Genomic DNA, 26,985 nt, shown 5'->3' with positions numbered 1-26,985 from the left:
CATCCACTTCAAGGCGCTCTAATCTTAGGATAACGGCAACGCGCTAGAGAATGGAGTTTTGCAAATGACGAAATCTCAAATACTCGGCTCCCTGTTGGTGGTAGCCGTGGCATTATCGGCATGCTCCGAGGCCGATGACCAGCGTATCCAGACGATGACCGTAGGAGAGGCCAAGGAGAGGATCTCCGAAGGTAAGGGGCTGGAACAGATTCCCAAATCGGTGTGGAAACAGATTCTGCCTGAGGATCGTTACAAGGTCCTGTGGAAAAAGGATACTGAGCGAGCCTTTACTGGTAAGTTACTCTACAACGAGGAAGAGGGGACTTATGTAACAGCTGGTTGCCGCCTGCCGGTGTTCAGCTCAAAGCACAAATATAAGTCAGGTACCGGCTGGCCCAGTTTCTGGGATGTGGCATATCCGCAAAATATAGTCTTAAAAGACGATTTTAGTTGGGGCCTGCGCCGTACAGAAGTGCTGTCAAAATGTGGGGAGCACTTGGGGCATGTATTTAAGGATGGTCCGGCACCGACACAACTGCGTTATTGCCTGAACTCCCTTGCCTTAGATTTTGAGCCAGCAACTGTAAACAAGCAATAATTAGCGATTGTTGCTAAAGGTCTTTCTGGGATGGTGGCTTGGTAAGCTGGGAGGGACTCGGGGCGGGAGAAATACCACCCCGGGGAGCTACTCTGGGGTATCAGGTATCCTGCATAAAAAAGTCGCGTAAGTAGCGGAACAATTTACGCTGATTTGTGGGGGGCTTATTGTTTTTAACCTCTCTTTGGGAGTCCCTTACCAACTGACGCAACTGTTGGTGATCCACTTGCGGATACTGATCAAAAAAAGAACCTTGGGCACTGTTCCCACCTTCAAGCAGGCGCTTGCGCCAATCCTCTGCCATTTTATCGAAGTGCAGGTGACGTTGGTCCCGCTCTTTGAATTTCAGCAAAACTGCCTCAATAGCTTCATGATCGCTACTGCGCATAAGTTTGCCGATAAATTGCATCTGGCGGCGGCGGGCCTCGTTAGATTTGATTCGTGCCATGGTATCTATGGCATCGCGCAGATCTTCATCCAGTGGTACTTCAGCAAGTTGGGCCTTAGATAGCTCAGTCAGTTGTTTGCCCAACTCCTGTAATTGGTGCATTTCCTGTTTGACCTGAGTTTTACTCTTTGGCAGGTCATCCTCATAATCATCGTTTTCGTACATCTCAAATTCCGCACGTTAACCGGGGCTTTCCCGATTTTGCTCTAACCAGAGGCATTGTGCCACTGGGATATTTCACGTCTCAGCCAAAATACCAGGTGGCAAGGCCGAGGAAAGACATAAACCCTACAACATCGGTGATGGTAGTCAGGGCTACGCCACCTGCCAGCGCTGGGTCAATACGCATAGCTCGCAAGGCTACAGGTAATATTGCGCCCGCCGATGCGGCGGTAAGCAGGTTAATTACCATAGCTGCGACAATGATAATGGCGATAGTGATATCGCTAAACCAAAGTGCGGCAATAACCCCCATAACCAGTGACCAGAGTAAGGCATTCAGGGCAGCTGAGCCCAGCTCGCGGGAGAGTAGCCAGTTCAGGTTACTTTTACCAATCTGTCCGAGTGCCATGCCCCGGATGACTACTGTGAGAGTTTGGCTGCCAGCAACGCCCCCCATACTGGCAACGATCGGCATTAACACTGCAAGTGCCACCACTTTTTCCAAGGTATTTTGGAATAAGCTGATAACCCAGGATGCGAGCAGGGCAGTTAGGAGGTTTATGCCCAGCCACAAAGCTCTTCTTCGAGCCGTACGCCTTACCGGGGCAAAGGTGTCCTCTTCTTCATCAAGGCCGGCCAGACTCATCAGTGAGTGATCGGCATCTTCGCGAATTACATCCACAATATCGTCAATTGTGATGCGGCCCAACAGGCGGTTATCCTCATCGACCACTGGCGCGGTGATCCAGTCGTACTTCTCAAACAGTCGGGCAACCTCGGTGTCGCGCATATCTGCAGGGATAGGTTCTACGTCGGTATTTACTACCTCGCGAACTGTTACTGATGGATCTGTAGTCAGTAGCTTTGATAGTGGCAGTAACCCTATGTACTGTCCCTTACGATTTACTACGAATAAGCTGTCTGTGGATTCTGGCAGTTGCTCGTGGCGACGCAGGTAACGAAGAACCACATCTAGGCTAAGGTTAGGGCGCACAGAGATGGTATTGGTATCCATCAGGCCGCCGGCGGTGTTCTCATCGTAGGCAAGAACACTTTCCACTCGCAGTCGGTCGGTCTCGCTCATAGAGGAGAGAACTTCCGATACAACACGCTCGGGAAGTTGCTGGAGGATATCAGCGATATCATCCGCATCCAGCCCCTCCATGATCTCCACCATCTCCTCGGTATCCATGGTGTCGAGGATCTGGCTGCGCACCTCATCTGTCAGCTCTTGGAGTACCTCACCTTCTACATCTCGCTCAATTAAATTCCAAAGTACCTGGCGAATGCGGGGAGGGGAGCTTTCTAGTAACTGGGCAATGCTCTGGGGGGTCAGGGTTTTGAGCATGCGCCGGACTTCCTGCCCAGTGCCGCTATCGAGCGCGGCAAATAGCTCGCTGAGCTGATTTTGGGCGCGGAATTTAATTTCGGCTTGAGGTGGGCTGGACACGACTAATCCTTACTACTTAGCGGTGATTGCGGGCTGAGGTCGCTTGGGATAAGTGGCGATTTTATGCCCATGGCGGGACTCTATCTAGAGGGGGCTATTTTTGCAAACTACTCGGCTTCGCCAAAGCGTTCTGATACCAAATCACTAATAGCGCTCACCGCATCGTCTTCGTCACGGCCTTCAATCTCCAATTCAAGTTCCGTTCCCTTACCAGCGGCTAGCAGCATAAGCGCCATTACACTCTTTCCGTCGACTGATTTGCCCTGGCAGTGTACTTTGACATCTGCAGAGAATCGCGCAGAGGTCTGGGCGAACTTACTGGCTGCGCGGGCGTGTAGACCGAGCTTGTTGATAATGGTGAGGCGCTGTTTTTGCATAAGTGCGTCTAAGTTAATTGGATGTTACTTCTGCTCACGATGCCGGATCTGAACGTTATTAAACTGTTTTGAAAAAATCTTGGCCAACTGCTCCACCATATATACAGAGCGGTGGCGACCGCCAGTGCATCCAATGGAGATGCAGGTATAACTGCGATTGCTTTTTTGGTAGGAGGGCAACCAGTTATTCAGGAAGCTGGTGATATCCGCCTGCATTTTACCGGTTTCAGGGTGGCCTTGTAGGTATTCGGCAACCTCGGGGTCCAGGCCGGTTTTCTGTCTCAGGCTTGTCTCCCAGTAAGGGTTTGGCAGGCAGCGTAAGTCAAATATCAGATCCGCATCTACGGGAACCCCGTATTTAAAGCCAAAGGATTGGAAAAGGATTGCCATGCTCTCTGACTTTTCACCTACTACCCGGTTTTTCACTAATCCACGTAGCTCGTGCAAACTGAGATTGCTGGTGTCTATCACCATGTCCGCCATCGCAGAGATCGGTGTGAGTAGTTCCTTTTCCTGGTTGAGTGCTTCTAGTAGGTGGGTGCAGTCATTGCTGAGAGGGTGTTTCCGCCGGGTTTCACTGAAGCGCTGAACTAACACTGGTTCACGGGCGTCGAGGAAAATAACATCGCACTTTACGCCGTTTGCACGCAGGGATTCAATTACCCGTGGGGCCTGTTTGATATCCTGCCAAAGATTTCGGGCGTCGACGCCAAGAGCCAGCTGAGTATCCCCTTCTGCCGGTTGCTCGTGAACCCTTTTGACTAGTTCTGGTAGCAGGCTGGTCGGTAGGTTGTCAATACAGTTAAACCCTTCGTCCTCTAATAACTGAAGGGCAGAGCTTTTTCCGGAACCAGAACGGCCGCTGATAATAACCAAGCGCATGGGTGTCCCCTTTCTAAGGTCTGTGTATCACTGATTTTTAAAATAACTGCATTGTGATTGATAGTGACAGAGTGGTTGTCATCAACATTAGCATTTAACTTCAGTTTACCCATGGGCTGGTTCACTACCTGGATCACGCGGCTGCAGCGCTATCTATGGCAAGTGCGTAGAGTTCGTCGCTGGTCTTGGCCTGGCGTAACTTATCTCTTACTACGCTATTGGAAAATAGCGCTGCTATCTCGGCCAGAGTTTCTAAATGCTGCTGTTCCGCATCCTCGGGGACTAGTAGAACAAATAACAAATCAACAGGCTGGCGATCGATGGCGTCAAAATCAATTGCAGGCTCAATGGTACAGAGAACGCCAATTGGTTCTTCACAACCAGGCAGACGGCAGTGGGGGATCGCAACCCCCTCCCCAATTCCAGTTGATCCCAAGCGTTCTCGGGCAATCAATTGGTTGAAGATGGTATCGGAGTCATGTTGCGGGTATTGTTCGGCAATAGCCTGGGCAATATTGAGCAATAATTTTTTTTTGCTACTCCCCGCCAGATGGCAAAGGCTCAGGCGGGGAGAGAGTAAAGCTTCCAGTGTCATAGTTCAGCGGTGGTTCTGCAACTTCTCTTTGTGCTTCTTCAGTTGGCGGTCCAGCTTATCAGTCAGAGCGTCAATGGCCGCGTACATATCCTTGTCTTCCGAGCCGGCACAGAGGTCGTGACCATTTATATGTACTCTGGCCTCTGCTTTTTGGATCAATTTTTCGACGGATAGGATAACCTGAGCGTTAGTAATATTGTCGTAATGCCGAGAGAGCTTCTCCAGCTTGCTTTCGCAGTAGCTGCGCATTGGTGAGGTAACATCGACGTGGTGACCACTAATGTTGATCTGCATGGATTTCTCCTAATCGGGTGCATCACATACCGGCACGTCTCCCTTTCGGGTCGCAACCCTACTAGGAAGTGGCCCAGAATGGAAGGATACACTCAAAGTTTGGAGTTTGGTTGCAGAGGGGTGAAGTGTGGTGCCAACGAGTTTGTGACCCAGGTTCTTAGGTTGGTCTAAAAATCATATTTGTGGATCAGACCAGGCGTTTTCGCTCACTGGAAGAGGGAATTCCCATGGATTCCCGGTATTTTGCTACAGTGCGTCGCGCTACCTTAATGCCTTGCTGATCCAGTTCCTGGGTGATTTTGTTATCTGAAAGGGGCTTGCGAGGCGTTTCCGCATTTATAAGTTTGCGAATTAATGCACGAATAGCAGTGGAAGAGGCGTCTTCGCCAGAATCAGTACTTACATGACTGGAGAAAAAGTATTTCAACTCAAAAGTTCCGCGAGGAGTGAGCATGTACTTTTGAGTGGTTACCCTGGAAATAGTAGATTCGTGCATGCCAATGGCTTCAGCTACATCCGCCAGTACCATAGGGCGCATGGCCTCAGGTCCCTCTTCAAAGAATCCCTGCTGTTTTTCCACGATGCAATTGGCGACCTTCAGCAGAGTCTCGTGGCGGCTCTGTAGGCTTTTTAAAAACCAACGTGCCTCCTGTAAGTGGTCGCGCAGGAAGTTGTTATCTCTGGAGTTGTCTGCCCGCTTAACCATGGAGGCATAGTGACTGTTAACGCGAATTCTGGGGGTGATCTCCGGATTTAAGTTTGCCTGCCAGCCTAGCTCCCTACGTGAAACAATAATATCCGGGGTCACATAGGTGGCTTCCTGCTCAGCGAATCTCTCACCTGGATTAGGATTCAGGGTTTGGATCAGCCGGATGACCTCGCCCAGTTGGGCTTCATTTAGACGTGTGCGCCGACTTAACTGACGGAAATCCCGCTTGCCGAGAAGGTCAAGGTGGCGCTGGATAATACACTGGGCCTGTTTTAACCATGGAGTCTCACCAGGGAGCTGCTGTAACTGCAGTAATAGGCACTCTTGTAAATTACGCGCTCCGCACCCAGCAGGCTCAAATTGCTGGATAGCCCTGAGCACAGCAAGCACCTCATCCTCCCCAACAGAAAGGGAGTTTGCAATTTCATCAAGAGGTGTGCATAGCAAACCATTAGGTTCTATGCCGTCTATCAGATTTTCTCCGATTGATTTGTCCAGCTCGGAGAGGGTGGTCAGGTTGAGCTGCCATCGCAGGTGATCCTGCAGGCCGTCCGTAGAGGTGTTGCGCTCAAAACTGGGGTCTTCGCTCTCGGTGCTACCGCTGTGGCTGGTGTAGACGTCATCCCAGCGTGAATCTACGGGAAGCTCTTCAGGAATGCTTTGACTCCAGTCACTTTCGATGAGATCCCGCTCCTCTACGGTATGCTCAGTAGAGGGGGTGGCCTGTTCGTTAATAGGCTCCGCTTGTAGCTCTGAGATATCTGCGCTGGAAGCTATTTCGTCAGTTTCAGCCTCCAGCATCGGGTTGCTATCCAGGGCGGCTTGGACTTCCTGTTGTAAGTCCAAAGTCGAAAGCTGCAATAGGCGTATTGCCTGTTGCAACTGAGGTGTCATGGTCAGCTGGGTACCGAGCTTTAGTTGAAGAGACTGCTTCATATTGGGGTGCTGCAGGCTGAGATCACATGGAGGTATAAATAACCTCAGATGGCGCAGACTACCCCGGCCTAAAAAGTATTACAAGCAATAAGCATGCCGGTTAGATTGGCTGCCTTATTGTTAAGTAGCTCTTTCGGCGATTAATTTTGTCAATATTCAAGATGTCTGGTGACAAATGTAGCGATCTGTCTCTAAATGGTAAATTCATGTCCCAAATAGACTTCGCGTACCTGCTGGTTGGCCAGCACCTCATCTGGAGTGCCCGCTGCAATAATATGACCCTCACTAACGATATAGGCAGTCTCGCAGATATCCAGCGTCTCTCGCACGTTGTGATCGGTAATTAAGACGCCGATTCCACGATCTCGCAAATGGCGGATTATCTCCTTGATGTCATTGACGGAAATAGGGTCCACCCCAGCGAAAGGTTCGTCCAGCAGTACGAAGCTGGGGTTTGTTGCTAGGGCGCGGGCAATTTCTACCCGACGGCGTTCCCCGCCAGAGAGGGCCATTCCCAGACTGTTTTCAATATGTGTGATATTGAACTCCTGGAGTAGCTCCTGTGCTTGCTGTTGGCGCTCGGCGCGGGTTAAGTCTTTGCGGGTTTCTAGAATGGCTAGGATATTATCCCGAACGGATAGGCGGCGAAAAACGGAGGCTTCCTGGGGGAGGTAGCCAATTCCCTTTCTGGCGCGGCCATGCATGGATAGCCGGGTTATATCCTCATCATCGATCAATACCTGACCAGCATCAGCCTGGACCAGGCCAGCAATCATGTAGAAGCATGTGGTTTTACCTGCACCGTTAGGCCCAAGGAGACCGACGACCTGTCCGCTAGAGACACTGACGGATACGTCCTGAACGACTTTTCTTTTCTTGTATTGCTTGGCTAGGTGTAACGCCTTCAGCGTTGGCATAGTATTTACCGAAATCTGTCCATGTTGCGAGCACAAACGCTCGCCGGTGAAGAGGGTGATAGATGAAATCTTTACTTTTTACGGCTCTGGGTAATGTCTTTACTGGCTGCCGTCGTTGCTTGGAGTCTGGCTTCCATCTTTTTTCTCTGGCTGCCAGATCATCTCTATCCGTTTGCCAGCTTGACCCTGGGCGCTCATTTGTTCGGTAGTTAGGTCGTAGTCAATTTTCTCTGCGGTTAAGGTGTTGCCGTCACGATCTACGTAGGCCTTCCCGGTAAGTTGTAGCTCTTCAGAGGCGACTGCATATTCGATGCGCTGAGCCCGTGCTTTTATCGGGTTCTCGCCTTCCAGTATTTTCTGTTGGAAGCGTGCAGGTTTGCCTAAGGCAATAACACGACTGATTTCCTTTTCCGGGGTGAAATAAACCTCTACTCGGTCCGCCTCTATCTTTAAAGAGCCTTGGGTTATCACTACGTTATTGTTATAAACCACTAGGTTGCTGCTTAAACCCGCATTCATCGCATCCGAGCTAATATTAATGCGCTGTTGGCGGTCTTCGGGGAGTGCGTTTGCCATTGACGTCGCAATCAGAAGCATGGTGAACGCGGAACTCTTGACTAGGTAGTGGCAAAGTTTACTTGGGATCATAGTTACTCTTTACATCGGATAGGATTTCCACCCGGTCTTCATTCAGGTATGCGCGCATTCCCTTTCCTTTAGTCTGGTTAGGACCGGAGCTAATAGTAACAATTTTGTCTGTTTCGGCGAATTCCTTATCCGGCAAAATAGTGATGCTTGATGTCTCCAGTTTGATACCACCAGGAGAAGGGAGTTCATCAATTTCTACATCACCACTTAAAACAACACGCTCACCACGGTTGTATGCTGCTCCCTGCCTGGACTCAGTGCGCCACTTCGGCTGGTCTTCCTGGAAGAAAAGCATTCGAGGCTCGGTGAGTTCGGCCCTGTCTCGGCGCTTGAACTGGTAATAGGTAATTTGTTCTGCATCAACTCGGTAGGCTAGATTTCCTTCCTCATTAAAATGACGAGTTTTGGCATCGCGGATTATCAAATCGGCAGCACGGCCCTGTTGTTGAGGCGTTGGACGGATTCCCAGCAACTGCTCCGGAGGGCTTTCGGAAAACCAGAGTCCTGCGCTGATGAGCGCTACCACAAATAAAAGTGGCAACCAGGTGCGCATCACTGCTCTCCGATATAAGGTGCTAAGGCTGCGTCAAAAGTACCCTGGGACAGCATGATGCGATCACAGACTTCACGGACAGCGCCCTCGCCACCTCGGGAACTGGTTATCCACAAGGCGCGGTCTTTCACAGGAGGAGCAGCATTGGGGGGTGCGATAGGGCAACCAATATGCGTCATCACCAGCAGGTCCGGGTAGTCATCGCCGATATACGCAATATCTTCAAGGCGACAGGGCTCATCAGCGAGTAGCTCTTTTAGTGCTGCAAATTTGTCTTCCCGGCCTTGGATCAGCTTTTTAATACCTAGGTCATGAGCGCGGCGTTCGACTACGCTGCTGCGCCTGCCTGTGATGATGGCTACTCTCACTCCAGAGTTCTGCAGCATTTTAATTCCATGTCCATCCAGCGTATTGAATGTCTTGAGCTCATTACCACTATTGTCAAAATATAGTTTGCCATCGGTTAGGACTCCGTCCACATCCAAGACCAACCAGCGCACCTTTTTAAGTGCAGAATTCAATTCTTTTTCAGAAATCACCGGGTATTCCTTACATGCTGTGATGGGCGATATTTTTTCGCTCAGTAACTTTTGATTATCTCAGATTACTCCGGCGCGGAGAATATCGTGCATATGTAATACGCCGATTGGGAAGTGTGCTTCGTCTTCTACGACCAGTGCAGTGATTTTGTAGTCTTCCATGATCCTCAAAGCTTCAGCAGCCAGGGTATCAGCTGAGACTGTTTTAGGTCGGCGGCTCATCACCTGTTCCATAGTGGCTATGTCCAACTCTATTTTTTGGTCAATAACACGGCGTAGGTCACCATCAGTGAAAACTCCGATAAGTTCTCCTTTGGGGTCGACAATAGTTGTCATTCCGAAGCCTTTACTGGTCATCTCTAATAGGGCCTGGGATAACAAAGTATCAGTATGTACCTGGGGCAACTCATCACCTGCATGCATTACATCTTCAACTTTTAATAGCAGGCGTCTTCCCAGGGCACCGCCTGGGTGGGAGAACGCAAAGTCTTCTGCAGTAAAGCCTCTGGCTTCTAATAAGGCTACAGCCAAGGCATCGCCCATCACCAATGTGACAGTCGTTGAGGAGGTGGGGGCTAGATTCAGGGGGCAGGCTTCAGTTTGTACAGCAATGTCCAGGTTGACGTCGGCCGCTTGGGCAAGGGGGGAGTCTCTTTTACCCGTCATACTGATCATTGGAATACTGAGTCGCTTCAGCAATGGAAGCAGAGTCAGCACCTCTGCGGATGAGCCTGAATTGGAGATGGCAATTACCAGATCGTCGCGGGTTATCATTCCCAGGTCCCCATGGCTGGCCTCGCCTGGGTGAACGAAAAAGCTAGGGGTGCCTGTGCTGGCCAGTGTGGCCGCCATTTTACGGCCGATATGCCCGGATTTCCCCATGCCGGTAACAATAGCGCGTCCACGGCATTGTAAAATCATTTCACAGGCGCGTTGAAACTCACCGTTGATTCTTTTTTCCAGTTCAGCAACGGCTTCCACCTCCATGCGAACGGTACGCTGTCCTGCTTGTAATACTAAATCTTGGGTCATTGAGTACCTCTGGTTAAGCACTTTTGTTTGTCGGGGATATTGGTCAAAGTAGTTCTTCGCCTATGGCGCCTAAATTCACTTGCCAGGCTCTGGCGCCGGTGGCTTTGACCAGGTCACGGCTGTTGTCGTGCTAATCTATATTATTAGCGGATAGCTGGCTCTGTAAGAGTTCAGAAATTGGCTCAGGGGCATTAAATGACACGCTCGCACACCGCCACAACTCCGGGCGCGGCCATGGTATAGTCTGCCGCCGCTGCTGTCAGCTCTGTCACTCAAAGGACGATCGACAAGGCCTCAGGGGTTCCTATGGGACTTAAGGGCAGTGGCATCGTCATGGCACTTATTAAAGCCATGTGCGTCCAAGGAATGATTTGCTAATTGGAGATTATTTGTGAATACATCATTTTGGGCTGGTCGGTACGATTTTTCCCGGTGGCTTAGTTTTTTACTCTTCGCGGTAGTGGTTTCTGCTGTGGCTCCTGTGGCACACGCCAACCAAAACCCCTATAACATGATCGAGGGGGTTTCCCAAAAGTTGCTGGGTGTAATTAAGACAAATTCTCAGTACGCTAATTCTGACCCCCAGAGATACTACAGTGCGGTTGAGGGCGTTCTGGACCCAGTGGTGGATTTTGATTTTATTGCGCGTGGTGTTATGGGGCGTTATGCCAAGCAGGCCACGGCGACGCAACGCTCCCGCTTCACCAGTACATTCCGTCGTGACCTGGTGGCAACCTTCGCACGTGGTGTGGCAAATTTTGGTAATTTGGACGTGAAAGTTGTCAATCCTGGAACCCTTCCCTCTGGAAATCGGGTTAATGTTTTACAGGAAGTGCGCAGTGAAGAAGGCATCACCAAAGTATCCTATACCCTGGTACGTAATCGTGCGGGACAGTGGAAGTTGATTAATGTCATTCTGAATGGCGTCAATCTGGGCAAAACTTTTCGCAGCCAGTTTGCCCAGTCCATGCAGACCTACGGTGATATCGACAAGGTCATATCCAACTGGTCTGCTGGTGAAGATGTTGTCGATAAGGTGAGCTAGTTAGCGAACTTGGGGCGCGCAGCTGCGCGCTTTCCCCGATTCAAGTACACTTGCGTGCTGTTTTTTAACTCAACGCAAATCCCGCCTATGCAACCAGATGAAATCAAAGCCCTGATTGAGGGTCATATTCCCGAGAGTAATGTCGATGTCACTTTTGAAGGCAGTCACCTGCTGGTAACTGTGGTCAGTAGTGCCTTTGAAGGTTTGAGTCGCCTAAAAAAGCAGCAGCTTGTTTATGCAGCGCTCAATGAAAAAATTGCCGATGGTACTCTTCATGCAGTACAGATGCAGACACTTACTCCAGAAGAAGCCAGTCGTTAACCTGTCACTGTGAAAACAGCGACTCCCGAAATATGAGACCGAATGGATAAGTTAATAATAGAGGGCGGCAGCCCTGTATCCGGTACATTGCGAATTTCCGGCGCAAAAAATTCTGCGCTGCCTATTTTGGCTGCTGCCCTGTTGGCAGATGGCCCGGTACATATTCACAACCTGCCGCACCTTAATGACATCACCACTATGATCACCCTACTGCGCTGCATGGGTTGTGATGTCACAATTGACGAAAAGCTAGGTGTAGAGATAGATCCCCGTTCAGTCAATGACCTGACAGCACCCTACGAACTGGTAAAAACCATGCGGGCATCAATACTCGTGTTGGGGCCATTATTAGCTCGCCACGGGGTGGCAAACGTGTCTTTTCCCGGGGGATGCGCTATCGGTAGCCGTCCCGTAGATATCCATCTCAAGGGGCTGGAGGCTATGGGCGCCGAAATCGCAATTGACGGTGGTTTTATCCGTGCGCGTTCCAACGGCCGCCTCAAAGGTGCCAATATCGTCATGGAAAAAGTGACTGTGGGCGGCACTGAGAACTTGCTAATGGCCGCGGTGTTGGCGGAAGGTACAACCGTTCTGCACAATGCGGCGAGGGAACCCGAGATTGTCGATTTGGCAGAATTCCTGATTGCCATGGGCGCGCAAATTGAGGGTGTAGGCACTGATACTTTACGTATTCACGGAGTTCCAAAGTTAGCTCCCTGTACATTCACTGTCATGCCCGATCGCATTGAGACAGGCACCTTTCTGGCGGCTGCTGCAGCTGCACGGGGTAAAGTACGTTTATTGCACACTCGTGCTGATATTCTTGATGCCGTATTGCTTAAGTTTGAGGAAGCTGGTGCGCACTTGAGTTGTGGGGATGACTGGATTGAGCTGGATATGAAGGGGAATCGCCCCAAGGCTGTTAGCTTTCGCACGGCACCTTATCCGGCATTTCCCACAGATATGCAATCTCAGTTTACTGCGATGAATGCTGTGGCTGAAGGTAAAGGAGCAGTGGTTGAGACCATTTTTGAGAATCGCTTGATCCAGGTGCATGAGTTAAACCGCATGGGAGCCAATATTACCCTGGAAGGTAATACTGCTTTTGTTACTGGTGTGGAGAAGCTTAAAGGGGCTCCTGTAATGGCCTCTGATTTGCGTGCCTCGGCCAGTCTGGTAATTGCGGGTATGGTGGCTGAGGGTACTACTACTGTGGATCGTATCTACCATATTGACCGTGGCTATGAATGTATTGAGGAAAAATTACAGCAGCTGGGGGCGAATATTCGCCGCGTACCCGGTTAAAGGGAAACTCGCCGCCTCTTTTCTTGAGGCGGCTGCCAGAAAATAATCCGGCCTTATCATGACTATGCAAATCACTATCGCTCTGACCAAGGGGCGAATCTTGCAAGAAACCCTACCATTGCTCGCTGCTGCAGGGCTGGAGCCACTGGAGGACCCTGGCAAGAGTCGTAAATTGATTTTCCCAACCAACTGTGACGGTATTCGCCTGTTACTTCTTCGAGGTGTTGATGTGCCTACCTATGTGCAGCATGGCGCTGCGGATATGGGAGTAGCTGGTAAGGATACCCTGCTCGAGCATCATTCAGATGGCATCTATGAGCCTCTGGATTTGGGAATTGCTCGTTGTCGCCTCATGGCTGCTGGTGTGAAGGGTGCAACTTTGCCTAGCGGTCGGATTAAAGTGGCAACTAAGTTTGTGGAGAGCGCCAAGCGCCATTACGCTGCCAAGGGGCGTCAGGCAGATATCATCAAATTATATGGTGCAATGGAGCTGGCTCCACTAATGGACCTGGCTGATGAGATTGTAGATATTGTCGATAGCGGAAATACCTTGAAAGCCAATGGCCTGGAGGCTCGTGAGACTATTGCGCATATTAGTAGCCGTCTGATTGTCAATAAGGCAGCCATGAAGATGAAGTACAAGCCTATCAGCGACTTGATTGAGAAGCTGGCAGCGGCAGTTGCATAAAGTGAAAAAGTCTAGGAAATCATGACTAAAAAGAGTATTCGCCGGCTGAATGCCACCGCTGATAATTTTGATACAGAGTTGAAGCAGCTTCTGTCCTGGGAGACGGTGGCTAGTCAGAGCGTTGAGGCGACTGTTGCGGAGATACTCCAGCAAGTACGCAATTGTGGTGATGCTGCCGTCATCGAATATACCAATCGTTTTGACAGTCGCGAGTTAACCTTGGCGGAAGAGTTTGCACTTGACTCATCCGATTTATTTGCAGCACTTGAGCGTATTGGTGCTGATGAGCGTGAAGCTCTGGAGACTGCCGCACAGCGAGTGCGTGAATATCACAAGCATCAGCGGCAGGAATCCTGGCGTTATACCGAGGCTGATGGGACTGTACTTGGCCAACAAATTATGCCGATGGAGAGGGTTGGTATCTACGTACCCGGTGGTAAGGCCAGCTATCCGTCGTCCGTATTAATGAATGCGATTCCGGCGAAGGTTGCGGGCGTCGATTCCGTCATCATGGTAGTGCCCGCTCCTGAGGGGGTACTTAACGATCTGGTTCTGGCAGCTGCGGCAATCGCAGGTGTTGACAGGGTGTATACCATTGGTGGGGCTCAGGCTGTAGCTGCTCTTGCTTATGGCACTGAGACAATCCCTGCTGTGGATAAGATAGTGGGTCCCGGCAATGTTTTCGTTGCCGCTGCTAAACGCGCGGTGTTTGGTCATGTAGCCATTGATATGATTGCGGGCCCTTCGGAGATATTGGTGATTTGTGATGGTGCTACCGATCCCGATTGGATCGCTATGGACCTTCTATCTCAGGCTGAGCATGATGAGCAGGCCCAGTCGATTCTGTTGTGCCCGAATGTGGCATTCCTGGACGCAGTGGAGGCCTCCCTGCAGCGCCAGTTAACCGACCTGCCAAGAGCAGAAATTGCGGCTAAGTCCCTCGCTGATCGTGGGGCTTTGATACTGGTTGACTCTGTGAAGCAAGCATTGGAAATTTCCAATCGCATAGCTCCTGAACATCTTGAGGTTTCTGTGGCAGATCCAGAGTCCCTTCTCCCACAAATTCGCAATGCCGGTGCAATTTTCCTGGGGCGCTATACTGCTGAAGCTTTGGGAGATTATTGTGCGGGTCCTAATCATGTGCTGCCAACCAGTGGAACTGCACGTTTCTCGTCGCCACTGGGTGTGTATGATTTCCAAAAGCGCAGCTCTGTTATTTATTGCTCTCCTGAGGGCGCCGATAAACTCGGCCGTGTTGCCGCTACTCTTGCTCGTGGGGAAGGCCTTGAGGCCCATGCGCGCTCGGCCATCTATCGGGTAAAGCGTTAAGTTGCCAGCTTGCCCTCTTGTGCAAATAGTTTGTCGGAAGGCATAAGATGAAAAAAACACTTCTGTGCTTTGTCGCATTACTGGTTGTCGCCTGTGCGACAACCAATGACTTCGTAGTTGCCGATTATATGCAGGACCCACAGAGTCTGCCGCCTGTCACTTTGTTTGCCAAAATACCAGAGCCAGACTTTGAGCGGCGCTGTGATGAGTTTGCCAATGGATCTCTTCTTAAGCACTGCCAGTTCGATGTGATTGATTATCAGGAGTTGCACAGGGAGCTCGAGAGTTCGGGCATTTTTGATTTGGTCCTGCTGGGTGAAGATGAAGTTCCGTACCAACTGCTCATTACTTCAGCTGGATATTTGGAGGAGGGAGCAGAGGATATCGGCGGGGCCGTAATCGCAGGTGCAACGATGATGCTGGCTCCCTTGAGTACGAGCCGTGATATACATATTGATGCAACACTCACCTGGCACGGCCTGCCATTAAGGCGCTATCAGTTTGAAATTCCATTTACATCAAGAATAAGTCTACTCACCCCAGCCGGAAAGGCCGATCGGGATCTTGCAAAGGCAGTTGCATCAGAGTTGATATCTCGCTTGCAGCAAGATCAGGTCATGGCCCCAGAGTTACTTTTCCAAACGATAGAGGCCAGTGACTATCACCAAACTCTCAATTTACCGGAGTCAGTAGGAGAGTATGTAAGCAATCCTTTAGTTCTGGCTAATCATCCCCTTTATGGTGCGCAAACTCGTTATGTGCACCGTCAGTTTCACTTTGACTCTGTGGATGTTTTCGTTTATCCGATACCTAACTGGAATTGGGAAGACCCAAAGTCAGCGCAAATTCGAGAGGTCGAAAGGATTCGGCGGGAATTGGCTCTAGTTGAAAGGGAGGCGCGTTGGCAATCCCTGGATCTCGGTGAAGAGGTTTCTGAGATCTGGAGTGTTCATGGAGAGGCGACTCCGGTAACACGTCTTTCCGGTCATTTCCTTGCAGCAGATGGGGAGCGTTTTGACACACACACTTACCTGTTTGTGCGCAAGGATAAATTTATCAAGGTTCGTGCTTCTTTTGCCGGAGTGGGGAGGAATAGGGCGGAGGTGGAGGCATTTGCGCGTGGGTTAATTGCGAATGCAGGTGTTCCTAGTGAATCCAAGTTTATGGCAAAAGTTCGTGCGAATTGGCGTGATAAGCAAGTGGTTAATTAACCTGAATTGAAAGAGGCGGTTTTCTTTTGACCGCCTCATATGGCATTTAGCCCTCAGTTGGGATCTTAGTGGCTTGCCAGGCGATCACTTGCCATACGCCATTTCGTTTCACAAAAGTGCCTGTGTTGAAGAAGTGGCTGGTTTCCTTGCTAGAGGTATCATTGGCCACCAGCTTAAAAGCAATTACGGCAGTGTCACCCAGTAAGCGGATATCTACATCCTCTGCTGCGTAACTTGTTGTTACAGGTTCAGTTGAGCTGCTTTCCATCCCCTGTATTATTTGGCTCTTACCAAAGCGTTTGCCCGATGAGCTTGTGTAGATCAGGTCCTCGGCCCAAAAACGTTTATGGACTTCTGTACTAGTAGCGGCACCAGCAATAAAGTTGTCTAGGAGTTTCTGTAAATCTTTGCGGTCATCGGCCTGAGTCTGCCCAGCAACTAGGGCTAGAAAAATAAACAGAATGGCTGCACGCATATTTGCACCTTCCAATGGTTACTCAGTTGTCGTAGTGGTTTCTGGTTTCACAGAAACTGTTGCTTCCACTGTGTGGGAGGCACCTTCGCGGGTAAAAGTGATCGAGATGGTATCTCCGGGGCGGAGTGTAGCCATAGTTGCCTCACCTTGCTTACCATCGCCAATTGGCAGGCCATCAATATGGGTAATCACATCCCCTGGCTTGAGGCCTGCACTATGAGCCGGGCTCTCGTTGTAAATTGCGGTGATCATGACTCCGCCTGAGGAAGAGAGTTTGAACTCGCGAGCCATCTGTGGGCTGATGGCACTGGCTTCGATCCCGAGCCACCCCGGCACCACACGACCATAAGCGATAATATCCTGCATAACTTTGAAGGCGATATTAGCGGGAATTGCAAAGCTAATGCCACCGGAGTAGCCGGACTGATTGAGGATAGAGGTGTTAATCCCGAGCAGGCGACCGCGGGAGTCTACCAGTGCTCCACCGGAGTTGCCGGGATTGACAGCGGCATCCGTCTGCAGGAAGTTTTGCAGATGGCTGCCGGTTCCTGAGTTCTCCAAGTGACGCCCTTTGGCACTAATAATCCCCTGGGTGACCGTCTGCCCGACCCCGAAAGGGTTGCCTATGGCCAGAACGACATCGCCCACTTGGGCTGACTCTGGCTCACCAACAGAGATAGAAGTGAGTCCGTCGAGTTCAATTTTCAAAACTGCTAGGTCAAAGTCAGCATCGCTACCGACCATGCGGGCCTGGGCCTCGCGGCCGTCGGCTAATAAAATGACTATGGCGTCTGCCTGATCCACTACGTGGTGATTGGTAAGGATGTAACCGTTGTCGCTAACGATAACTCCTGATCCCAAGTTTGATTGCATCCTTTCCCGTTGGGGAACGTTCATATTGTCGAACAAACGGCGAAAAAGGGGGTCATTAAATAGTGGGTGCTGTCGCTGGGGCAGGGCCATACGGGTGTAAATGTTAACCACAGCAGGTCCTGCAACATTGACTGCATGGGCATAGGATACGGGGCCCTGCCAATCTCCGCCTTTGGGGGTTGGAGCAGTGCCACGCAATTGCGGGAATATAACTAACAGCAAGGCCGCCATGGCCAGGCCTACCAGAATGGGTAAAGCCCAGTCTTGTAAAAAGCGATTTTGGGACACTCTCGACTCCTCTTTGCGCTGATTATACACACGTCTTGGAATGGAATCGCCGGGAGGGGCATTTTGCTGTCTTTGGCCGAGGAGAGACAAAGGAGATTTATGATTGTTTATGTCAGTAGATATGGGCCTTTACTCATGGTTTTAAGGTTGATATGCGAAGTGTTGGGGTGGAGATGGCAATATAAGGTCCATACACAGCTGGCCTAAGGAAACAGCTCTTTTATTGGCTGTTGCCTCTTATCTGTAGGTTTATCTGCTGTTCTATCGTTTATGGCCCAATCTGTTCGTGGGTTATTATATGTTTCCGTGCCTATCTCAAAAATCAAATTTGTAATGTAAAATTTTGCTTTCAAAGCAAAGGCTTTATGCCCAGTTAATTGCCGTATACAGAGCTTCTTAAGGCTACTTTCAGATCGTGCTCTCGTGTATCTAGAAGCAGCCTAAAAGGCCGCTGCTATATTTTGTTGGCCCAACTCACGTGGTGCCTCCTTGATAGGAAACTACAAGTTAAGTTGGCTTTGTGAATGGAAGCCCCCCTCCTAAATGCTCCTTTAAGTCCTTTGCCATCACTGTTCAATTTTGATGTTTGTCGCTTTTGGATAGCACTTTCTCCTTGCGCCTTCCCATGGGGGAGGTTAACCAGATTTTGGAGGGTAATTATTAGAGTGGACTGGCAGGGTCTATAATCCCGTCTCCTGTGATGGGCTGGCATTGGTCGCATCCTGCAAGTGCGTATAATGGCCCGTCGAAAATTTAAGACTAACCGGCAATATTTGTATTTGGAGACCAGCATGTCCCTAGTTCGCCCCCATGGCAGTATTGAGCTGCAGCCGCGCTTTGTGTACGACAGTGAAAGGCATCACCAACTGATGCATGAAGCGGAGTCGCTGCCCTCGATTGTGGTCAGCTCTGCCGCGGCGGCCAATGCAGTGATGTTGGGGGCTGGTTACTTTAATCCGCTGCACGGCTATATGAATCTGGCCGATGCGCTGAGTGTGGCTGAGACCTTGCGCACTGTTGATGGTCTCTTTTGGCCGGTTCCTGTCTTGAATGTGGTAGAGGACTGCGGTGCTATAGAAGGTGCTTCCCGGATTGCATTACGTGACCCCAATGTTGAGGGCAACCCAGTGCTGGCGGTAATGGATGTAGAAGCCATTGAGACCATTACTGATGAGCAAATGAATAGCATGGCTGAGCAGGTATTTGGCACGCTCGATGAAAAACATCCTGGCGTTGCGACCTTTAAGTCAGCTGGGAGGAAGTTAATTTCCGGCCCAATCGAAGTGCTCAATTTCAGCTATTTCCAGAATGATTTCCCGGATACTTTCCGCACGGCTGTGGAAATTCGCAATGAATTTACCGAGCGGGGCTGGAATAAGGTGGTTGCCTTTCAAACACGCAACCCGATGCACCGAGCCCATGAAGAATTATGCAAAATGGCGCTGGAGGCTGTGGAGGCCGATGGTGTGCTGATTCATATGTTGCTGGGCCAGCTAAAGCCAGGGGACATTCCAGCGCCGGTCCGGGATGCATCAATTCGTAAGATGGTGGAAGTTTACTTCCCGGCAAATACTGTAATGGTTACAGGCTATGGCTTCGATATGTTGTATGCGGGCCCTCGCGAAGCTGTACTGCATGCCGTTTTCCGCCAAAACTGTGGCTGCAGCCACTTGATCGTTGGGCGCGACCACGCGGGTGTCGGTGACTACTATGGTGCTTTTGATGCCCAGACTATTTTTGATGGAAGGGTACCCGAGGGTGCATTGGAGATTGAAATCTTTCGTGCTGACCATACCGCCTATTCAAAAAAGCTGAATAAGGTCGTGATGATGCGTGATGTGCCGGATCACTCTAAAGAGGACTTCATTCTATTATCTGGTACCAAGGTGCGTGAGATGTTGGGTAATGGTATCGCTCCGCCCCCAGAGTTCTCTCGCCCAGAGGTGGCGCAAATTCTCATGGATTACTATCAGAGTTTGTAAAGTTTCCAATTAAAAAGGCGGGTTATCCCGCCTTTTTAATTGGGTTATCAACTGAAAGCTCTGCCGAAGTAACAGTTGATGGCTAAGTCTAACTTCCTGCGTGTGCCTCTTTTTCCAGGCCGTAATCCTCCGCAAGGGTACCTTTGGCTCCGGGCTCCTTGGGAGCCCAGTCTCTAGGGGGCTCCATATCCTGAAGTTGTTTGTCATCCTCCTTCAGCTTGCCGCTCCCGGCTTCGAGCATTTGTCGACCGATATCCTGGCTGGAAAGGCGCAGAGCGCTGTTGGATAAATACTCGTGAATTTCCTTGTAGCTTTCGGTTAAGTTGTGAACGAGCTGGGATGTCTGGTCAAAGTGCTCGTTTACCTGGAGCTGGAAGTCCTCCATTTTATTATTGGCTTCCCGCAGGCGTAGCTCGAGTTCCTGAGTGCGGTCGACACTGCTGCGTCCGCGGACTGCGAGGAATGCCAGCAGGGCGCCCAAGGTCATGCCCAGGACGCCGACTAGAATTAATACCGATGTAGAGTGCACTTACTACCTCCTCAACTTGCTTTTATATGGCATTGGCGATCCGTGATGGATGCCGGCGCGGTAGTGGCACTGCCCCACGCCTCGGGTAGTCCCCCTCAAGTGACTATCAACCCCATGTTAGCGGACCCAGTATACGCGATTATTAACCCGACAATTAATACTGTTGGTAAATTGCGACACGCAGGTTAGCCTGCAGTTCCGAATTGCCGCTGGCTCCTGGCGAATTGCACTGGGTTGAGTGGGTGGGCCTAGGGCTGATGGCGGCTTCTCTGCTATCTAGGCGGCGCTATAGTGAATTTGATAGAGTGCGCGCCAGTAATACAGTTGTTGAAGAATCTTCCTTTATGCCTCCTGCCAACCCGTCATTTTGTTCCCCGATAGCGCGTTATGAGAATGATCTGCAGCGCCCGGATTTTATTGAGGACCCCTCGCAGCGAGCGGCGGTGCAGGAGTTGCAGGATTTGCATCGGCGTCTGGTCGAGAGGGCTGAGCGGGGCATTATTGGGAATCTGTTTGCCCGCCTTCGCAGGGCGGATGTCGGTCCGGAGCGAGGGCTTTACTTTTGGGGTGGGGTGGGACGCGGTAAGACCTATTTGATGGATGCATTTTATGAGTCCTTGCCTTTCCCCAGGAAGCAGCGGACTCACTTCCACCGTTTTATGCGCCAAGTACATGGGGGCTTAAAGCAGTATGCTGGGGAGAAAAACCCACTGGAGAAGGTGGCCGATAAGATCGCGAACCGGGCCCAGGTCCTGTGTTTTGATGAGTTTTTTGTGTCCGATATTGCCGATGCCATGATCCTTGCAGGTTTATTGGAGGCCTTATTTCGTCGCGGGGTGGCCCTTGTGGCTACCTCTAATATCGAGCCAGAGGGGCTCTATAAAGATGGTTTGCAAAGGGCGCGCTTTTTGCCGGCGATTGCGCTCCTTCAACGTCATACCAAAGTGGTTAATGTTGATGGAGGTACCGACTATCGCTTGCGTACCCTTGAATTACTGGAGCTTTATCATGCACCTTTGGATGACGCTGCGATCGCAAATCTATCGCACAGCTTTACACAGTTGAGCGTGGATGGCTGTGAGGTTCGAAGCGATGTGGATTTACAGGTGGAGGGGAGGCCTATTCGTGCACTTAAAGTAGCTGATGATGTGGCCTGGTTTGATTTTGCTGACCTCTGTGATGGGCCTCGTTCGCAAAATGACTACATCGAACTGGCGCGGGAGTTTCAGACTGTGCTGCTCGCTGCGGTGCCCAGATTTGATGAAAGGATGGATGCCCAGGCGCGACGTTTCATCAATCTGGTTGATGAATTCTATGACCGTTGCGTCAAATTGGTGATCTCGGCGGAGGTGTCGGCCGATCAACTTTATGGTGGGCGACAACTGCGATTTGAGTTTGAGCGCACTGTTAGTCGCCTACTGGAAATGCAGTCCCGCGAGTACCTGGAGCGGGCGCATCGCCCCGACTAATGACGCCTCGTGACACGTCGAAATATCGCTTGAAAAGCGAGCACTCCTTTTGTACTATCCGCGCTCTTTTGTGGGACGGCCCCTAATTCAGGGGGTCATATTACAGGTGTTTATAACATGAAGACATACAGTGCCAAGCCAGAAGCGGTAAAACGCGACTGGTACATTGTTGACGCTGCGGACAAGACCCTCGGCCGTATTTCTGCCGAGATCGCCCACCGCCTGCGCGGCAAGCACAAGCCTGAATATACGCCCCACGTGGACACTGGCGATTACATTATCGTAATTAATGCAGAAAAGGTTCGCGTGACCGGCAATAAGGCCAAGGACAAGATCTACCACAGCCACTCTGGCTACCCCGGTGGTCTCAAGTCCATCAGTTTTGAGAAGCTGATCGAGAAAGCGCCCGAGCGCACCATTCAGAGCGCCGTAAAAGGCATGCTGCCGAAGGGTCCTCTGGGTCGCGCCATGTTCAAGAAGCTGAAAGTATACAGCGGTAGTGAACATCCTCACACGGCTCAACAGCCGACTGAACTGGCGATCTAAACGGGAATAAATCTGATGGCAACTACTCAATACTACGGTACCGGCCGCCGCAAGACCTCTACTGCTCGTGTATTTATCGTGCCTGGTGAGGGCAAGATCACTGTAAACGGTCGTACCCTGGACGAATACTTCGGTCGTCAGGTGGCTCGCATGATCGTGCGTCAGCCGCTGGAAAGAGCCGATATGGTTGAAAAATTCGATGTTACTGTAACTGTAAAAGGTGGCGGTTCTTTTGGTCAGGCGGGTGCTATCCGTCACGGCCTGACTCGCGCCCTGATGCAGTACGATGAAGCGCTGCGTCAACCGCTGCGCGCCGCAGGTTATGTTACCCGCGACGCTCGTGAGGTTGAGCGTAAGAAAGTCGGTCTGCGCAAAGCGCGTAAGAAGCCGCAATTCTCCAAGCGTTAAGCTTTCTTTTGGGCCCGGCATCTGCCGGGCTTTTTTATCTCCGGCATTTGGTGTGTTGAGCAGTGCTTGTGATGCTTTGCTCGATTTCTCGCTGTTTCGCTGCGTAATTCCCGACGTTCCTATGTCTTTGCCTTGTATCAAAATGGCATTTTCTTTAACATTGCGCGGATTTGTATCCGCTTGATTTGTGGGGTTTATTCGCGCGGGCAATCTGCCGGAGCGGGACTTCTTTCAAGACTTTTTGGGTTTGGGCCAGCGCATCTCCGGTGTATCCGGGATCGCTGTGATGGGAGAACTACGTCATGAGTGATGACGGTGTAAATGTAGGACGGCGCCGTTTCTTAACCGCTGCCACCTCAGTTGTTGGTGGTGCGGGAGCGGTTGGGGTTGCCGTTCCCTTCGTCGCTTCCTGGAATCCGAGTGCCAAGGCAAAAGCTGCTGGTGCTCCGGTTAAATACAACATTAGCAAACTTGAACCGGGCCAGATGGTTACTGTTGAGTGGCGCGGCAAGCCGGTCTACGTAGTACGCCGCACCGATGAAGTGTTGCAAAATCTAGAGAAAGTGGAGCCGCAGTTGCGCGATCCCAACTCTGAGGAATCTATCCAGCCAGATTATGTAAATCCGGAAAATCGTTCTATCAAACCAAAGTTGTTGGTTCTGGTTGGCCTGTGTACACACTTGGGTTGTGCACCTATGTACCGCCCGGAAGTGGGCGCCGCCGATTTGGGTGGTGATGAGTGGATGGGCGGCTTTTTCTGCCCCTGCCATGGTTCCAAATACGATATGGCCGGCCGTGTTTACAGCGGTGTTCCTGCACCTACCAACCTGGAAGTTCCGCCTTATTCCTATGAGAGCGATGAGGTAATCGTGATTGGTGTAGACCAGGAGGGCACTGCATGAAATGGCTAGCAGATTTCGGTGACTGGGTAGATCAGCGTCTGCCGATCTACCAGGCCTGGGATAAGCATATGGGCAAGTACTACGCGCCCAAAAACTTTAATCTTTGGTACTTCTTCGGCGTATTCTCACTGCTCGTACTGGTTAACCAGCTTCTGACCGGTATATGGTTGGTGATGAGTTTTAATCCTTCGGCTGAAGGTGCCTTCGCCTCTGTTGAATACATCATGCGCGATGTGGAATGGGGCTGGCTGATTCGATACCTTCATTCGACGGGTGCATCTGCTTTCTTTGTGGTTGTGTATCTGCATATGTTCCGCGGATTGATGTATGGCTCTTATAAGCCGCCCCGCGAGCTGGTGTGGATCTTTGGTATGTGTATCTACCTGGTGCTGATGGCTGAAGCCTTTATGGGCTATGTATTGCCCTGGGGTCAGATGTCTTACTGGGGTGCCCAGGTAATTGTATCCCTGTTCGGTGCAATACCCGGTATTGGCGATAGCCTGGTTGAGTGGATTCGCGGTGATTATCTGATTTCAGGTATTACCCTGACTCGCTTCTTTTCCCTGCATGTTATTGCATTGCCGTTGGTTCTTGTGTTGCTGGTAGTCCTGCATATCCTGGCGTTGCATGAAGTGGGTTCTAACAACCCTGATGGTATCGAGATTAAGAAAAATAAGGACGAGAACGGTATCCCCAAAGACGGCGTACCTTTCCACCCTTACTATTCTGTACATGACCTGGTGGGTATTGCGGTATTCCTGTTTATCTTCGCTACTGTTGTGTTTTTCTTCCCTGAGATGGGCGGTTTCTTCCTGGAGTACGCTAACTTCGAAGAAGCAAACCCACTGAAGACCCCTCCCCATATTGCACCTGTTTGGTACTTCACGCCGTTCTACGCGATCTTGCGTGCGGTAACTATGGATATTGGTCCTCTTACAGCCAAGTTCCTTGGTTTGGTGGCTATGGGTGCGGCCATTGCGGTGCTGTTTGTACTGCCTTGGCTCGATAAGAGCCCCGTACGTTCCATCCGTTACAAAGGTTGGCTGCCAAAAGGTTTGCTCCTTTTGTTCGCAGCGGTATTTATTATCCTGGGTTACCTGGGGGTTAAATCTCCGACCCCAGAGCGTAACTTCCTGTCTCAGGTGGCGACCCTGTTCTATTTTGCGTTCTTCCTGACCATGCCGGTCTGGACGAATCCAAAGGGGCGCAAGGGAGTGGGTTCCTGGGTTGTAAGCATCGGCTTCGGTGTACTGTTCCTGTGGATGGCAGTGGCTAACTTCTCGGTAAATACCTTTATGGGAGTAGTGACTGTTTTGTTGGCAGCTTTCTTCGCCTTGCTGCCCTGGATTACTAGCCGCGATGAGGTATACCCAGAGCCTGAGCGTGTAACCAGCCCATCTGGAGCAAAAACATTCGGTATTCTGTTTATCGGTATTGTGGTTGTTGGCCTGCTGACCTTTATCCCAATCAAAGCGGTAGGCGCTGAGTCCAGTGTTGAGCTGGACCCTATTAGTATCGACCTTCAGGACAAGCCGTCTTTGCAGCGTGGAGCCAAGTACTTCGTCAACTATTGCATGGGGTGTCACAGTGCCAACTATTCCCGCTGGGAGCGTGTTGCTACAGATCTGGATATCCCCAAAGAGCTGATGATGGAGAACCTGATCCTGGGTAACGACAAGATCGGTAACCTGATGCAGATCTCCATGCGCCCGGATGACTCCAAAGTATGGTTCGGCGCCACGCCGCCGGACCTGACGCTGGTTGCCCGCTCCCGCTCACCGGAATGGCTCTACACTTATCTCCGCAGTTTCTACAAGGATGACAGTCGTGCTACCGGTGTGAATAATCTGGTATTCCCCAGTGTCGCCATGCCGCATGTATTGATGGAGTTGCAGGGCTTGCCGGAATGTGCCCCTGGTCCTAAGCGCGACCATGGTAAGATCGTGCGCGATGAGCTGGGTAACCCGATCATGGACGCTGACTGTGGCAGCCTCAAGGTTGGTAGTGTGAAGGGTTCCATGAATCCGGAAGAGTTTGATCAGGCTATGTATGACCTGGTCAACTTTATGGAGTACATTGCAGAGCCAATGGCAGAAGATCGCAAGCGCATTGGTTTCTATGTGCTGGCGTTTATTTTTATATTCTTTATCTTTGCTTGGCTGCTGAACCGCGAGTACTGGAAAGACATACACCACTAAGATTCGCAGGTTTCTTTTTGATGGGTGGTGGAGATACTCTGCCGCCCTTTTATATTTTGAATAAAGGCCGGTGTTTGTCGGCCAACAAGTTTGAGGTAGTTTGAACATGGGTGTGCCTACCAACAAGCGCTCCTCTATGACCTTCTTCTCTGATGGTCGCAGTCACTATAGCCATCGGGTGCGTATCGTACTGGCAGAGAAAGGGGTGTCCGTAGAAATCATAGATGTGGACTCGGATGATAAGCCCGCCGAGCTCGCTGACCTCAACCCCTACAATTCGCTGCCGACTCTGGTTGATCGCGATCTGGTGCTCTTCGAAACCAAGGTTATGATGGAGTATCTTGACGAGCGTTTCCCACACCCGCCGCTGCTGCCCGTTTACCCGGTTGCGCGCGCTCAAAGTCGCCAGATTATGCATCGTATTGAGCGCGACTGGTGTCCGCTGGTGGATAAAATTCTGGCAGGAGGCAAAGATGCTGCATCCGCCCGTAAGGAGCTGCGTGATAGCTTGGTTGGCATTGCGCCGATGTTTACTGAGCTGCCGTACTTCTTCAATGAAGAATTTTCCCTGGTGGATTGCTGTATGGCTCCACTGCTCTGGCGTCTCGAGCAGTTCGAAATCAGCTTGCCCAAGACTAAGCAAGTGAAGCCGCTGCTGGATTATATGGATCGCCTGTTTGCCCGTGAAGCGTTCCAGCAGAGCCTTACCGAGTACGAACGGGAAATGCGTTGAGGGTAGTTAGGTGAGTAAGCCGGTCATGACCTCCAATCGCCCATATATTTTGCGGGCATTTTACGAGTGGATTACCGATAACCGGTGCACTCCCTATATTCTTGTCGATACGCACCTTTCCGGGGTGCTGGTGCCACAACAGCATGTTAATGATGATGGGCAGATAGTGCTAAACATCTCTGAAAGTGCTGTTGCGAGGCTGACCATGGATAACTATGCGATCAGGTTTAATGCGCGTTTTGGTGGGGTTCCCACTGATATCCAGGTTCCGGTTGGCGCGGTAGTTGGAATTTATGCCCGTGAGAATGGCCAGGGTATGGTGTTTGAGGCAGAAGAAACCCCAGAACCGCCCGAACCTACCCCGCCCACCAGCTTGGGCAAAAAGTCGGTGAAGAAGCCCGCATTGCGCGTTGTGAAATAAGCTCGGCTTTAAAAAATTTCTAGGGGCAGTTTTGCCCCTTTTTTATTTTTTCTTTTTGTTTTCGTCGGTCTTCTCTTTTGTGCGCCTAGTCTAAGAAATTACTGTTATCAGGTGCGTATAAT

Annotated in this window: 30 protein-coding genes; 15 read left to right on the top strand and 15 right to left on the bottom strand. The window is 50.8% G+C overall.

The features are described 5' to 3' along the window. The first annotated feature begins 64 nt into the window (after window positions 1-64). Window positions 65-598 (top strand): peptide-methionine (R)-S-oxide reductase MsrB, encoded by a 534-nt coding sequence (gene msrB / locus ACJJI7_RS01715; protein WP_444901080.1) that lies wholly within the window; start codon window positions 65-67, stop codon window positions 596-598. A 100-nt stretch (window positions 599-698) separates the two neighbouring features. Here the strand turns inward: msrB and yjgA are convergent, their stop codons facing one another. From yjgA to ACJJI7_RS01655, 12 genes are all read right to left on the bottom strand, one after another. Beyond that, the gene (gene yjgA, locus ACJJI7_RS01710; protein WP_020412576.1) at window positions 699-1,211 is read right to left on the bottom strand and encodes a ribosome biogenesis factor YjgA; all 513 of its coding nucleotides are present in this window, start codon (window positions 1,209-1,211) and stop codon (window positions 699-701) included. Window positions 1,212-1,290: 79 nt separating this feature from the next. Further along, the gene (mgtE, locus tag ACJJI7_RS01705) at window positions 1,291-2,658 is read right to left on the bottom strand and encodes a magnesium transporter (RefSeq protein WP_020412577.1); all 1,368 of its coding nucleotides are present in this window, start codon (window positions 2,656-2,658) and stop codon (window positions 1,291-1,293) included. Between the two features lie 107 nt (window positions 2,659-2,765). Next, on the bottom strand, window positions 2,766-3,035 hold the full coding sequence (locus tag ACJJI7_RS01700; protein WP_020412578.1) for an HPr family phosphocarrier protein: 270 nt from the start codon (window positions 3,033-3,035) through the stop codon (window positions 2,766-2,768). A 24-nt stretch (window positions 3,036-3,059) separates the two neighbouring features. After that, window positions 3,060-3,917 carry an RNase adapter RapZ gene (rapZ, locus tag ACJJI7_RS01695; RefSeq protein WP_020412579.1) on the bottom strand — a complete coding sequence of 286 codons (858 nt, stop codon included), beginning with the start codon at window positions 3,915-3,917 and terminating at the stop codon, window positions 3,060-3,062. Window positions 3,918-4,050: 133 nt separating this feature from the next. Beyond that, the gene (gene ptsN / locus ACJJI7_RS01690) at window positions 4,051-4,512 is read right to left on the bottom strand and encodes a PTS IIA-like nitrogen regulatory protein PtsN (RefSeq protein ID WP_020412580.1); all 462 of its coding nucleotides are present in this window, start codon (window positions 4,510-4,512) and stop codon (window positions 4,051-4,053) included. Between the two features lie 3 nt (window positions 4,513-4,515). Then, the gene (hpf, locus tag ACJJI7_RS01685; RefSeq protein WP_020412581.1) at window positions 4,516-4,806 is read right to left on the bottom strand and encodes a ribosome hibernation-promoting factor, HPF/YfiA family; all 291 of its coding nucleotides are present in this window, start codon (window positions 4,804-4,806) and stop codon (window positions 4,516-4,518) included. A gap of 187 nt (window positions 4,807-4,993) precedes the next feature. Continuing rightward, window positions 4,994-6,451, bottom strand: coding sequence for an RNA polymerase factor sigma-54 (locus ACJJI7_RS01680; RefSeq protein WP_444901081.1), 1,458 nt, complete (start codon window positions 6,449-6,451; stop codon window positions 4,994-4,996). A 191-nt stretch (window positions 6,452-6,642) separates the two neighbouring features. Next, on the bottom strand, window positions 6,643-7,368 hold the full coding sequence (lptB, locus tag ACJJI7_RS01675; protein WP_026304998.1) for an LPS export ABC transporter ATP-binding protein: 726 nt from the start codon (window positions 7,366-7,368) through the stop codon (window positions 6,643-6,645). Window positions 7,369-7,467: 99 nt separating this feature from the next. Next, on the bottom strand, window positions 7,468-7,944 hold the full coding sequence (gene lptA / locus ACJJI7_RS01670) for a lipopolysaccharide transport periplasmic protein LptA (RefSeq protein ID WP_245556673.1): 477 nt from the start codon (window positions 7,942-7,944) through the stop codon (window positions 7,468-7,470). Window positions 7,945-8,002: 58 nt separating this feature from the next. Then, entirely contained in the window at window positions 8,003-8,569 is a 567-nt protein-coding gene (lptC, locus tag ACJJI7_RS01665) for an LPS export ABC transporter periplasmic protein LptC (RefSeq protein ID WP_020412585.1), read from the bottom strand. Beyond that, entirely contained in the window at window positions 8,569-9,108 is a 540-nt protein-coding gene (locus tag ACJJI7_RS01660; protein WP_020412586.1) for a KdsC family phosphatase, read from the bottom strand. The genes lptC and ACJJI7_RS01660 overlap by 1 nt, the downstream gene beginning before the upstream one ends. 60 nt (window positions 9,109-9,168) lie before the next feature. Continuing rightward, complete coding sequence (locus ACJJI7_RS01655) at window positions 9,169-10,140, bottom strand: KpsF/GutQ family sugar-phosphate isomerase (protein WP_444901082.1); 972 nt, start codon at window positions 10,138-10,140, stop codon at window positions 9,169-9,171. A 391-nt stretch (window positions 10,141-10,531) separates the two neighbouring features. Here ACJJI7_RS01655 and ACJJI7_RS01650 point away from each other — a divergent pair, with 391 nt between their 5' ends. The 6 genes from ACJJI7_RS01650 to ACJJI7_RS01625 all read left to right on the top strand — a co-directional run bounded on the left by ACJJI7_RS01650 (window position 10,532) and on the right by ACJJI7_RS01625 (window position 16,039). Then, window positions 10,532-11,185: an MlaC/ttg2D family ABC transporter substrate-binding protein gene (locus ACJJI7_RS01650; RefSeq protein WP_020412588.1), complete on the top strand. Its 654-nt coding sequence runs from the start codon at window positions 10,532-10,534 to the stop codon at window positions 11,183-11,185. An 87-nt stretch (window positions 11,186-11,272) separates the two neighbouring features. Then, on the top strand, window positions 11,273-11,506 hold the full coding sequence (locus tag ACJJI7_RS01645; protein WP_020412589.1) for a BolA family protein: 234 nt from the start codon (window positions 11,273-11,275) through the stop codon (window positions 11,504-11,506). A gap of 42 nt (window positions 11,507-11,548) precedes the next feature. Then, the gene (gene murA / locus ACJJI7_RS01640; protein WP_020412590.1) at window positions 11,549-12,811 is read left to right on the top strand and encodes a UDP-N-acetylglucosamine 1-carboxyvinyltransferase; all 1,263 of its coding nucleotides are present in this window, start codon (window positions 11,549-11,551) and stop codon (window positions 12,809-12,811) included. Window positions 12,812-12,869: 58 nt separating this feature from the next. Continuing rightward, on the top strand, window positions 12,870-13,499 hold the full coding sequence (gene hisG, locus ACJJI7_RS01635; RefSeq protein WP_353376025.1) for an ATP phosphoribosyltransferase: 630 nt from the start codon (window positions 12,870-12,872) through the stop codon (window positions 13,497-13,499). 21 nt (window positions 13,500-13,520) lie between these two features. Beyond that, complete coding sequence (gene hisD / locus ACJJI7_RS01630; protein ID WP_020412592.1) at window positions 13,521-14,828, top strand: histidinol dehydrogenase; 1,308 nt, start codon at window positions 13,521-13,523, stop codon at window positions 14,826-14,828. Between the two features lie 47 nt (window positions 14,829-14,875). After that, window positions 14,876-16,039, top strand: a complete 1,164-nt coding sequence (locus tag ACJJI7_RS01625; protein WP_020412593.1) for a hypothetical protein — start codon at window positions 14,876-14,878, stop codon at window positions 16,037-16,039. A gap of 46 nt (window positions 16,040-16,085) precedes the next feature. Here the strand turns inward: ACJJI7_RS01625 and ACJJI7_RS01620 are convergent, their stop codons facing one another. Beyond that, window positions 16,086-16,514: a nuclear transport factor 2 family protein gene (locus ACJJI7_RS01620; protein WP_444901083.1), complete on the bottom strand. Its 429-nt coding sequence runs from the start codon at window positions 16,512-16,514 to the stop codon at window positions 16,086-16,088. 18 nt (window positions 16,515-16,532) lie between these two features. Continuing rightward, window positions 16,533-17,675 (bottom strand): S1C family serine protease, encoded by a 1,143-nt coding sequence (locus ACJJI7_RS01615; protein ID WP_020412595.1) that lies wholly within the window; start codon window positions 17,673-17,675, stop codon window positions 16,533-16,535. A 791-nt stretch (window positions 17,676-18,466) separates the two neighbouring features. Between ACJJI7_RS01615 and sat the strand changes: the two genes are divergently transcribed. Then, window positions 18,467-19,657 carry a sulfate adenylyltransferase gene (gene sat, locus ACJJI7_RS01610; RefSeq protein WP_020412596.1) on the top strand — a complete coding sequence of 397 codons (1,191 nt, stop codon included), beginning with the start codon at window positions 18,467-18,469 and terminating at the stop codon, window positions 19,655-19,657. A gap of 88 nt (window positions 19,658-19,745) precedes the next feature. Here the strand turns inward: sat and ACJJI7_RS01605 are convergent, their stop codons facing one another. Next, a complete protein-coding gene (locus ACJJI7_RS01605; RefSeq protein WP_026305000.1) occupies window positions 19,746-20,186 on the bottom strand; it encodes a Z-ring associated ZapG family protein in 441 nt (146 codons plus the stop codon). Window positions 20,187-20,530: 344 nt separating this feature from the next. Between ACJJI7_RS01605 and zapE the strand changes: the two genes are divergently transcribed. The 7 genes from zapE to ACJJI7_RS01570 all read left to right on the top strand — a co-directional run bounded on the left by zapE (window position 20,531) and on the right by ACJJI7_RS01570 (window position 26,863). After that, window positions 20,531-21,655, top strand: a complete 1,125-nt coding sequence (gene zapE / locus ACJJI7_RS01600; protein WP_026305001.1) for a cell division protein ZapE — start codon at window positions 20,531-20,533, stop codon at window positions 21,653-21,655. 117 nt (window positions 21,656-21,772) lie between these two features. Continuing rightward, window positions 21,773-22,201 (top strand): 50S ribosomal protein L13, encoded by a 429-nt coding sequence (rplM, locus tag ACJJI7_RS01595; RefSeq protein ID WP_020412599.1) that lies wholly within the window; start codon window positions 21,773-21,775, stop codon window positions 22,199-22,201. Window positions 22,202-22,216: 15 nt separating this feature from the next. Further along, complete coding sequence (rpsI, locus tag ACJJI7_RS01590; protein WP_020412600.1) at window positions 22,217-22,609, top strand: 30S ribosomal protein S9; 393 nt, start codon at window positions 22,217-22,219, stop codon at window positions 22,607-22,609. A 302-nt stretch (window positions 22,610-22,911) separates the two neighbouring features. Next, complete coding sequence (gene petA, locus ACJJI7_RS01585) at window positions 22,912-23,511, top strand: ubiquinol-cytochrome c reductase iron-sulfur subunit (RefSeq protein WP_020412602.1); 600 nt, start codon at window positions 22,912-22,914, stop codon at window positions 23,509-23,511. Beyond that, complete coding sequence (locus ACJJI7_RS01580) at window positions 23,508-25,709, top strand: ubiquinol-cytochrome c reductase (RefSeq protein ID WP_444901084.1); 2,202 nt, start codon at window positions 23,508-23,510, stop codon at window positions 25,707-25,709. The genes petA and ACJJI7_RS01580 overlap by 4 nt, the downstream gene beginning before the upstream one ends. Window positions 25,710-25,815: 106 nt before the next feature. Continuing rightward, a complete protein-coding gene (locus ACJJI7_RS01575) occupies window positions 25,816-26,442 on the top strand; it encodes a glutathione S-transferase N-terminal domain-containing protein (protein ID WP_020412604.1) in 627 nt (208 codons plus the stop codon). Window positions 26,443-26,467: 25 nt separating this feature from the next. Next, window positions 26,468-26,863: a ClpXP protease specificity-enhancing factor gene (locus ACJJI7_RS01570; RefSeq protein WP_020412605.1), complete on the top strand. Its 396-nt coding sequence runs from the start codon at window positions 26,468-26,470 to the stop codon at window positions 26,861-26,863. The last annotated feature ends 122 nt before the right edge of the window (window positions 26,864-26,985 follow it).

The organism is Microbulbifer variabilis, assembly GCF_056232115.1.
Note: the sequence above shows the minus strand (reverse complement) of the source record. Positions and strands in the feature narration are given on the sequence as shown.

What these genes read in the sequence shown, in the direction of transcription:
- rplM (WP_020412599.1), top strand. Translation starts at nt 21,773, where the DNA reads ATGAAGACATACAGTGCCAAGCCAGAAGCGGTAAAACGCGACTGGTAC.
- sat (WP_020412596.1), top strand. Translation starts at nt 18,467, where the DNA reads ATGTCCCTAGTTCGCCCCCATGGCAGTATTGAGCTGCAGCCGCGCTTT.
- rapZ (WP_020412579.1), bottom strand. Translation starts at nt 3,917, where the DNA reads ATGCGCTTGGTTATTATCAGCGGCCGTTCTGGTTCCGGAAAAAGCTCT.
- ACJJI7_RS01570 (WP_020412605.1), top strand. Translation starts at nt 26,468, where the DNA reads ATGACCTCCAATCGCCCATATATTTTGCGGGCATTTTACGAGTGGATT.
- ACJJI7_RS01620 (WP_444901083.1), bottom strand. Translation starts at nt 16,514, where the DNA reads ATGCGTGCAGCCATTCTGTTTATTTTTCTAGCCCTAGTTGCTGGGCAG.
- murA (WP_020412590.1), top strand. Translation starts at nt 11,549, where the DNA reads ATGGATAAGTTAATAATAGAGGGCGGCAGCCCTGTATCCGGTACATTG.
- hisD (WP_020412592.1), top strand. Translation starts at nt 13,521, where the DNA reads ATGACTAAAAAGAGTATTCGCCGGCTGAATGCCACCGCTGATAATTTT.
- petA (WP_020412602.1), top strand. Translation starts at nt 22,912, where the DNA reads ATGAGTGATGACGGTGTAAATGTAGGACGGCGCCGTTTCTTAACCGCT.
- ACJJI7_RS01655 (WP_444901082.1), bottom strand. Translation starts at nt 10,140, where the DNA reads ATGACCCAAGATTTAGTATTACAAGCAGGACAGCGTACCGTTCGCATG.
- ACJJI7_RS01575 (WP_020412604.1), top strand. Translation starts at nt 25,816, where the DNA reads ATGGGTGTGCCTACCAACAAGCGCTCCTCTATGACCTTCTTCTCTGAT.
- yjgA (WP_020412576.1), bottom strand. Translation starts at nt 1,211, where the DNA reads ATGTACGAAAACGATGATTATGAGGATGACCTGCCAAAGAGTAAAACT.
- hpf (WP_020412581.1), bottom strand. Translation starts at nt 4,806, where the DNA reads ATGCAGATCAACATTAGTGGTCACCACGTCGATGTTACCTCACCAATG.
- lptB (WP_026304998.1), bottom strand. Translation starts at nt 7,368, where the DNA reads ATGCCAACGCTGAAGGCGTTACACCTAGCCAAGCAATACAAGAAAAGA.
- hisG (WP_353376025.1), top strand. Translation starts at nt 12,870, where the DNA reads ATGACTATGCAAATCACTATCGCTCTGACCAAGGGGCGAATCTTGCAA.
- lptA (WP_245556673.1), bottom strand. Translation starts at nt 7,944, where the DNA reads ATGGCAAACGCACTCCCCGAAGACCGCCAACAGCGCATTAATATTAGC.
- ACJJI7_RS01625 (WP_020412593.1), top strand. Translation starts at nt 14,876, where the DNA reads ATGAAAAAAACACTTCTGTGCTTTGTCGCATTACTGGTTGTCGCCTGT.
- ACJJI7_RS01580 (WP_444901084.1), top strand. Translation starts at nt 23,508, where the DNA reads ATGAAATGGCTAGCAGATTTCGGTGACTGGGTAGATCAGCGTCTGCCG.
- zapE (WP_026305001.1), top strand. Translation starts at nt 20,531, where the DNA reads ATGCCTCCTGCCAACCCGTCATTTTGTTCCCCGATAGCGCGTTATGAG.
- ptsN (WP_020412580.1), bottom strand. Translation starts at nt 4,512, where the DNA reads ATGACACTGGAAGCTTTACTCTCTCCCCGCCTGAGCCTTTGCCATCTG.
- ACJJI7_RS01700 (WP_020412578.1), bottom strand. Translation starts at nt 3,035, where the DNA reads ATGCAAAAACAGCGCCTCACCATTATCAACAAGCTCGGTCTACACGCC.
- ACJJI7_RS01680 (WP_444901081.1), bottom strand. Translation starts at nt 6,451, where the DNA reads ATGAAGCAGTCTCTTCAACTAAAGCTCGGTACCCAGCTGACCATGACA.
- lptC (WP_020412585.1), bottom strand. Translation starts at nt 8,569, where the DNA reads ATGCGCACCTGGTTGCCACTTTTATTTGTGGTAGCGCTCATCAGCGCA.
- ACJJI7_RS01645 (WP_020412589.1), top strand. Translation starts at nt 11,273, where the DNA reads ATGCAACCAGATGAAATCAAAGCCCTGATTGAGGGTCATATTCCCGAG.
- rpsI (WP_020412600.1), top strand. Translation starts at nt 22,217, where the DNA reads ATGGCAACTACTCAATACTACGGTACCGGCCGCCGCAAGACCTCTACT.
- msrB (WP_444901080.1), top strand. Translation starts at nt 65, where the DNA reads ATGACGAAATCTCAAATACTCGGCTCCCTGTTGGTGGTAGCCGTGGCA.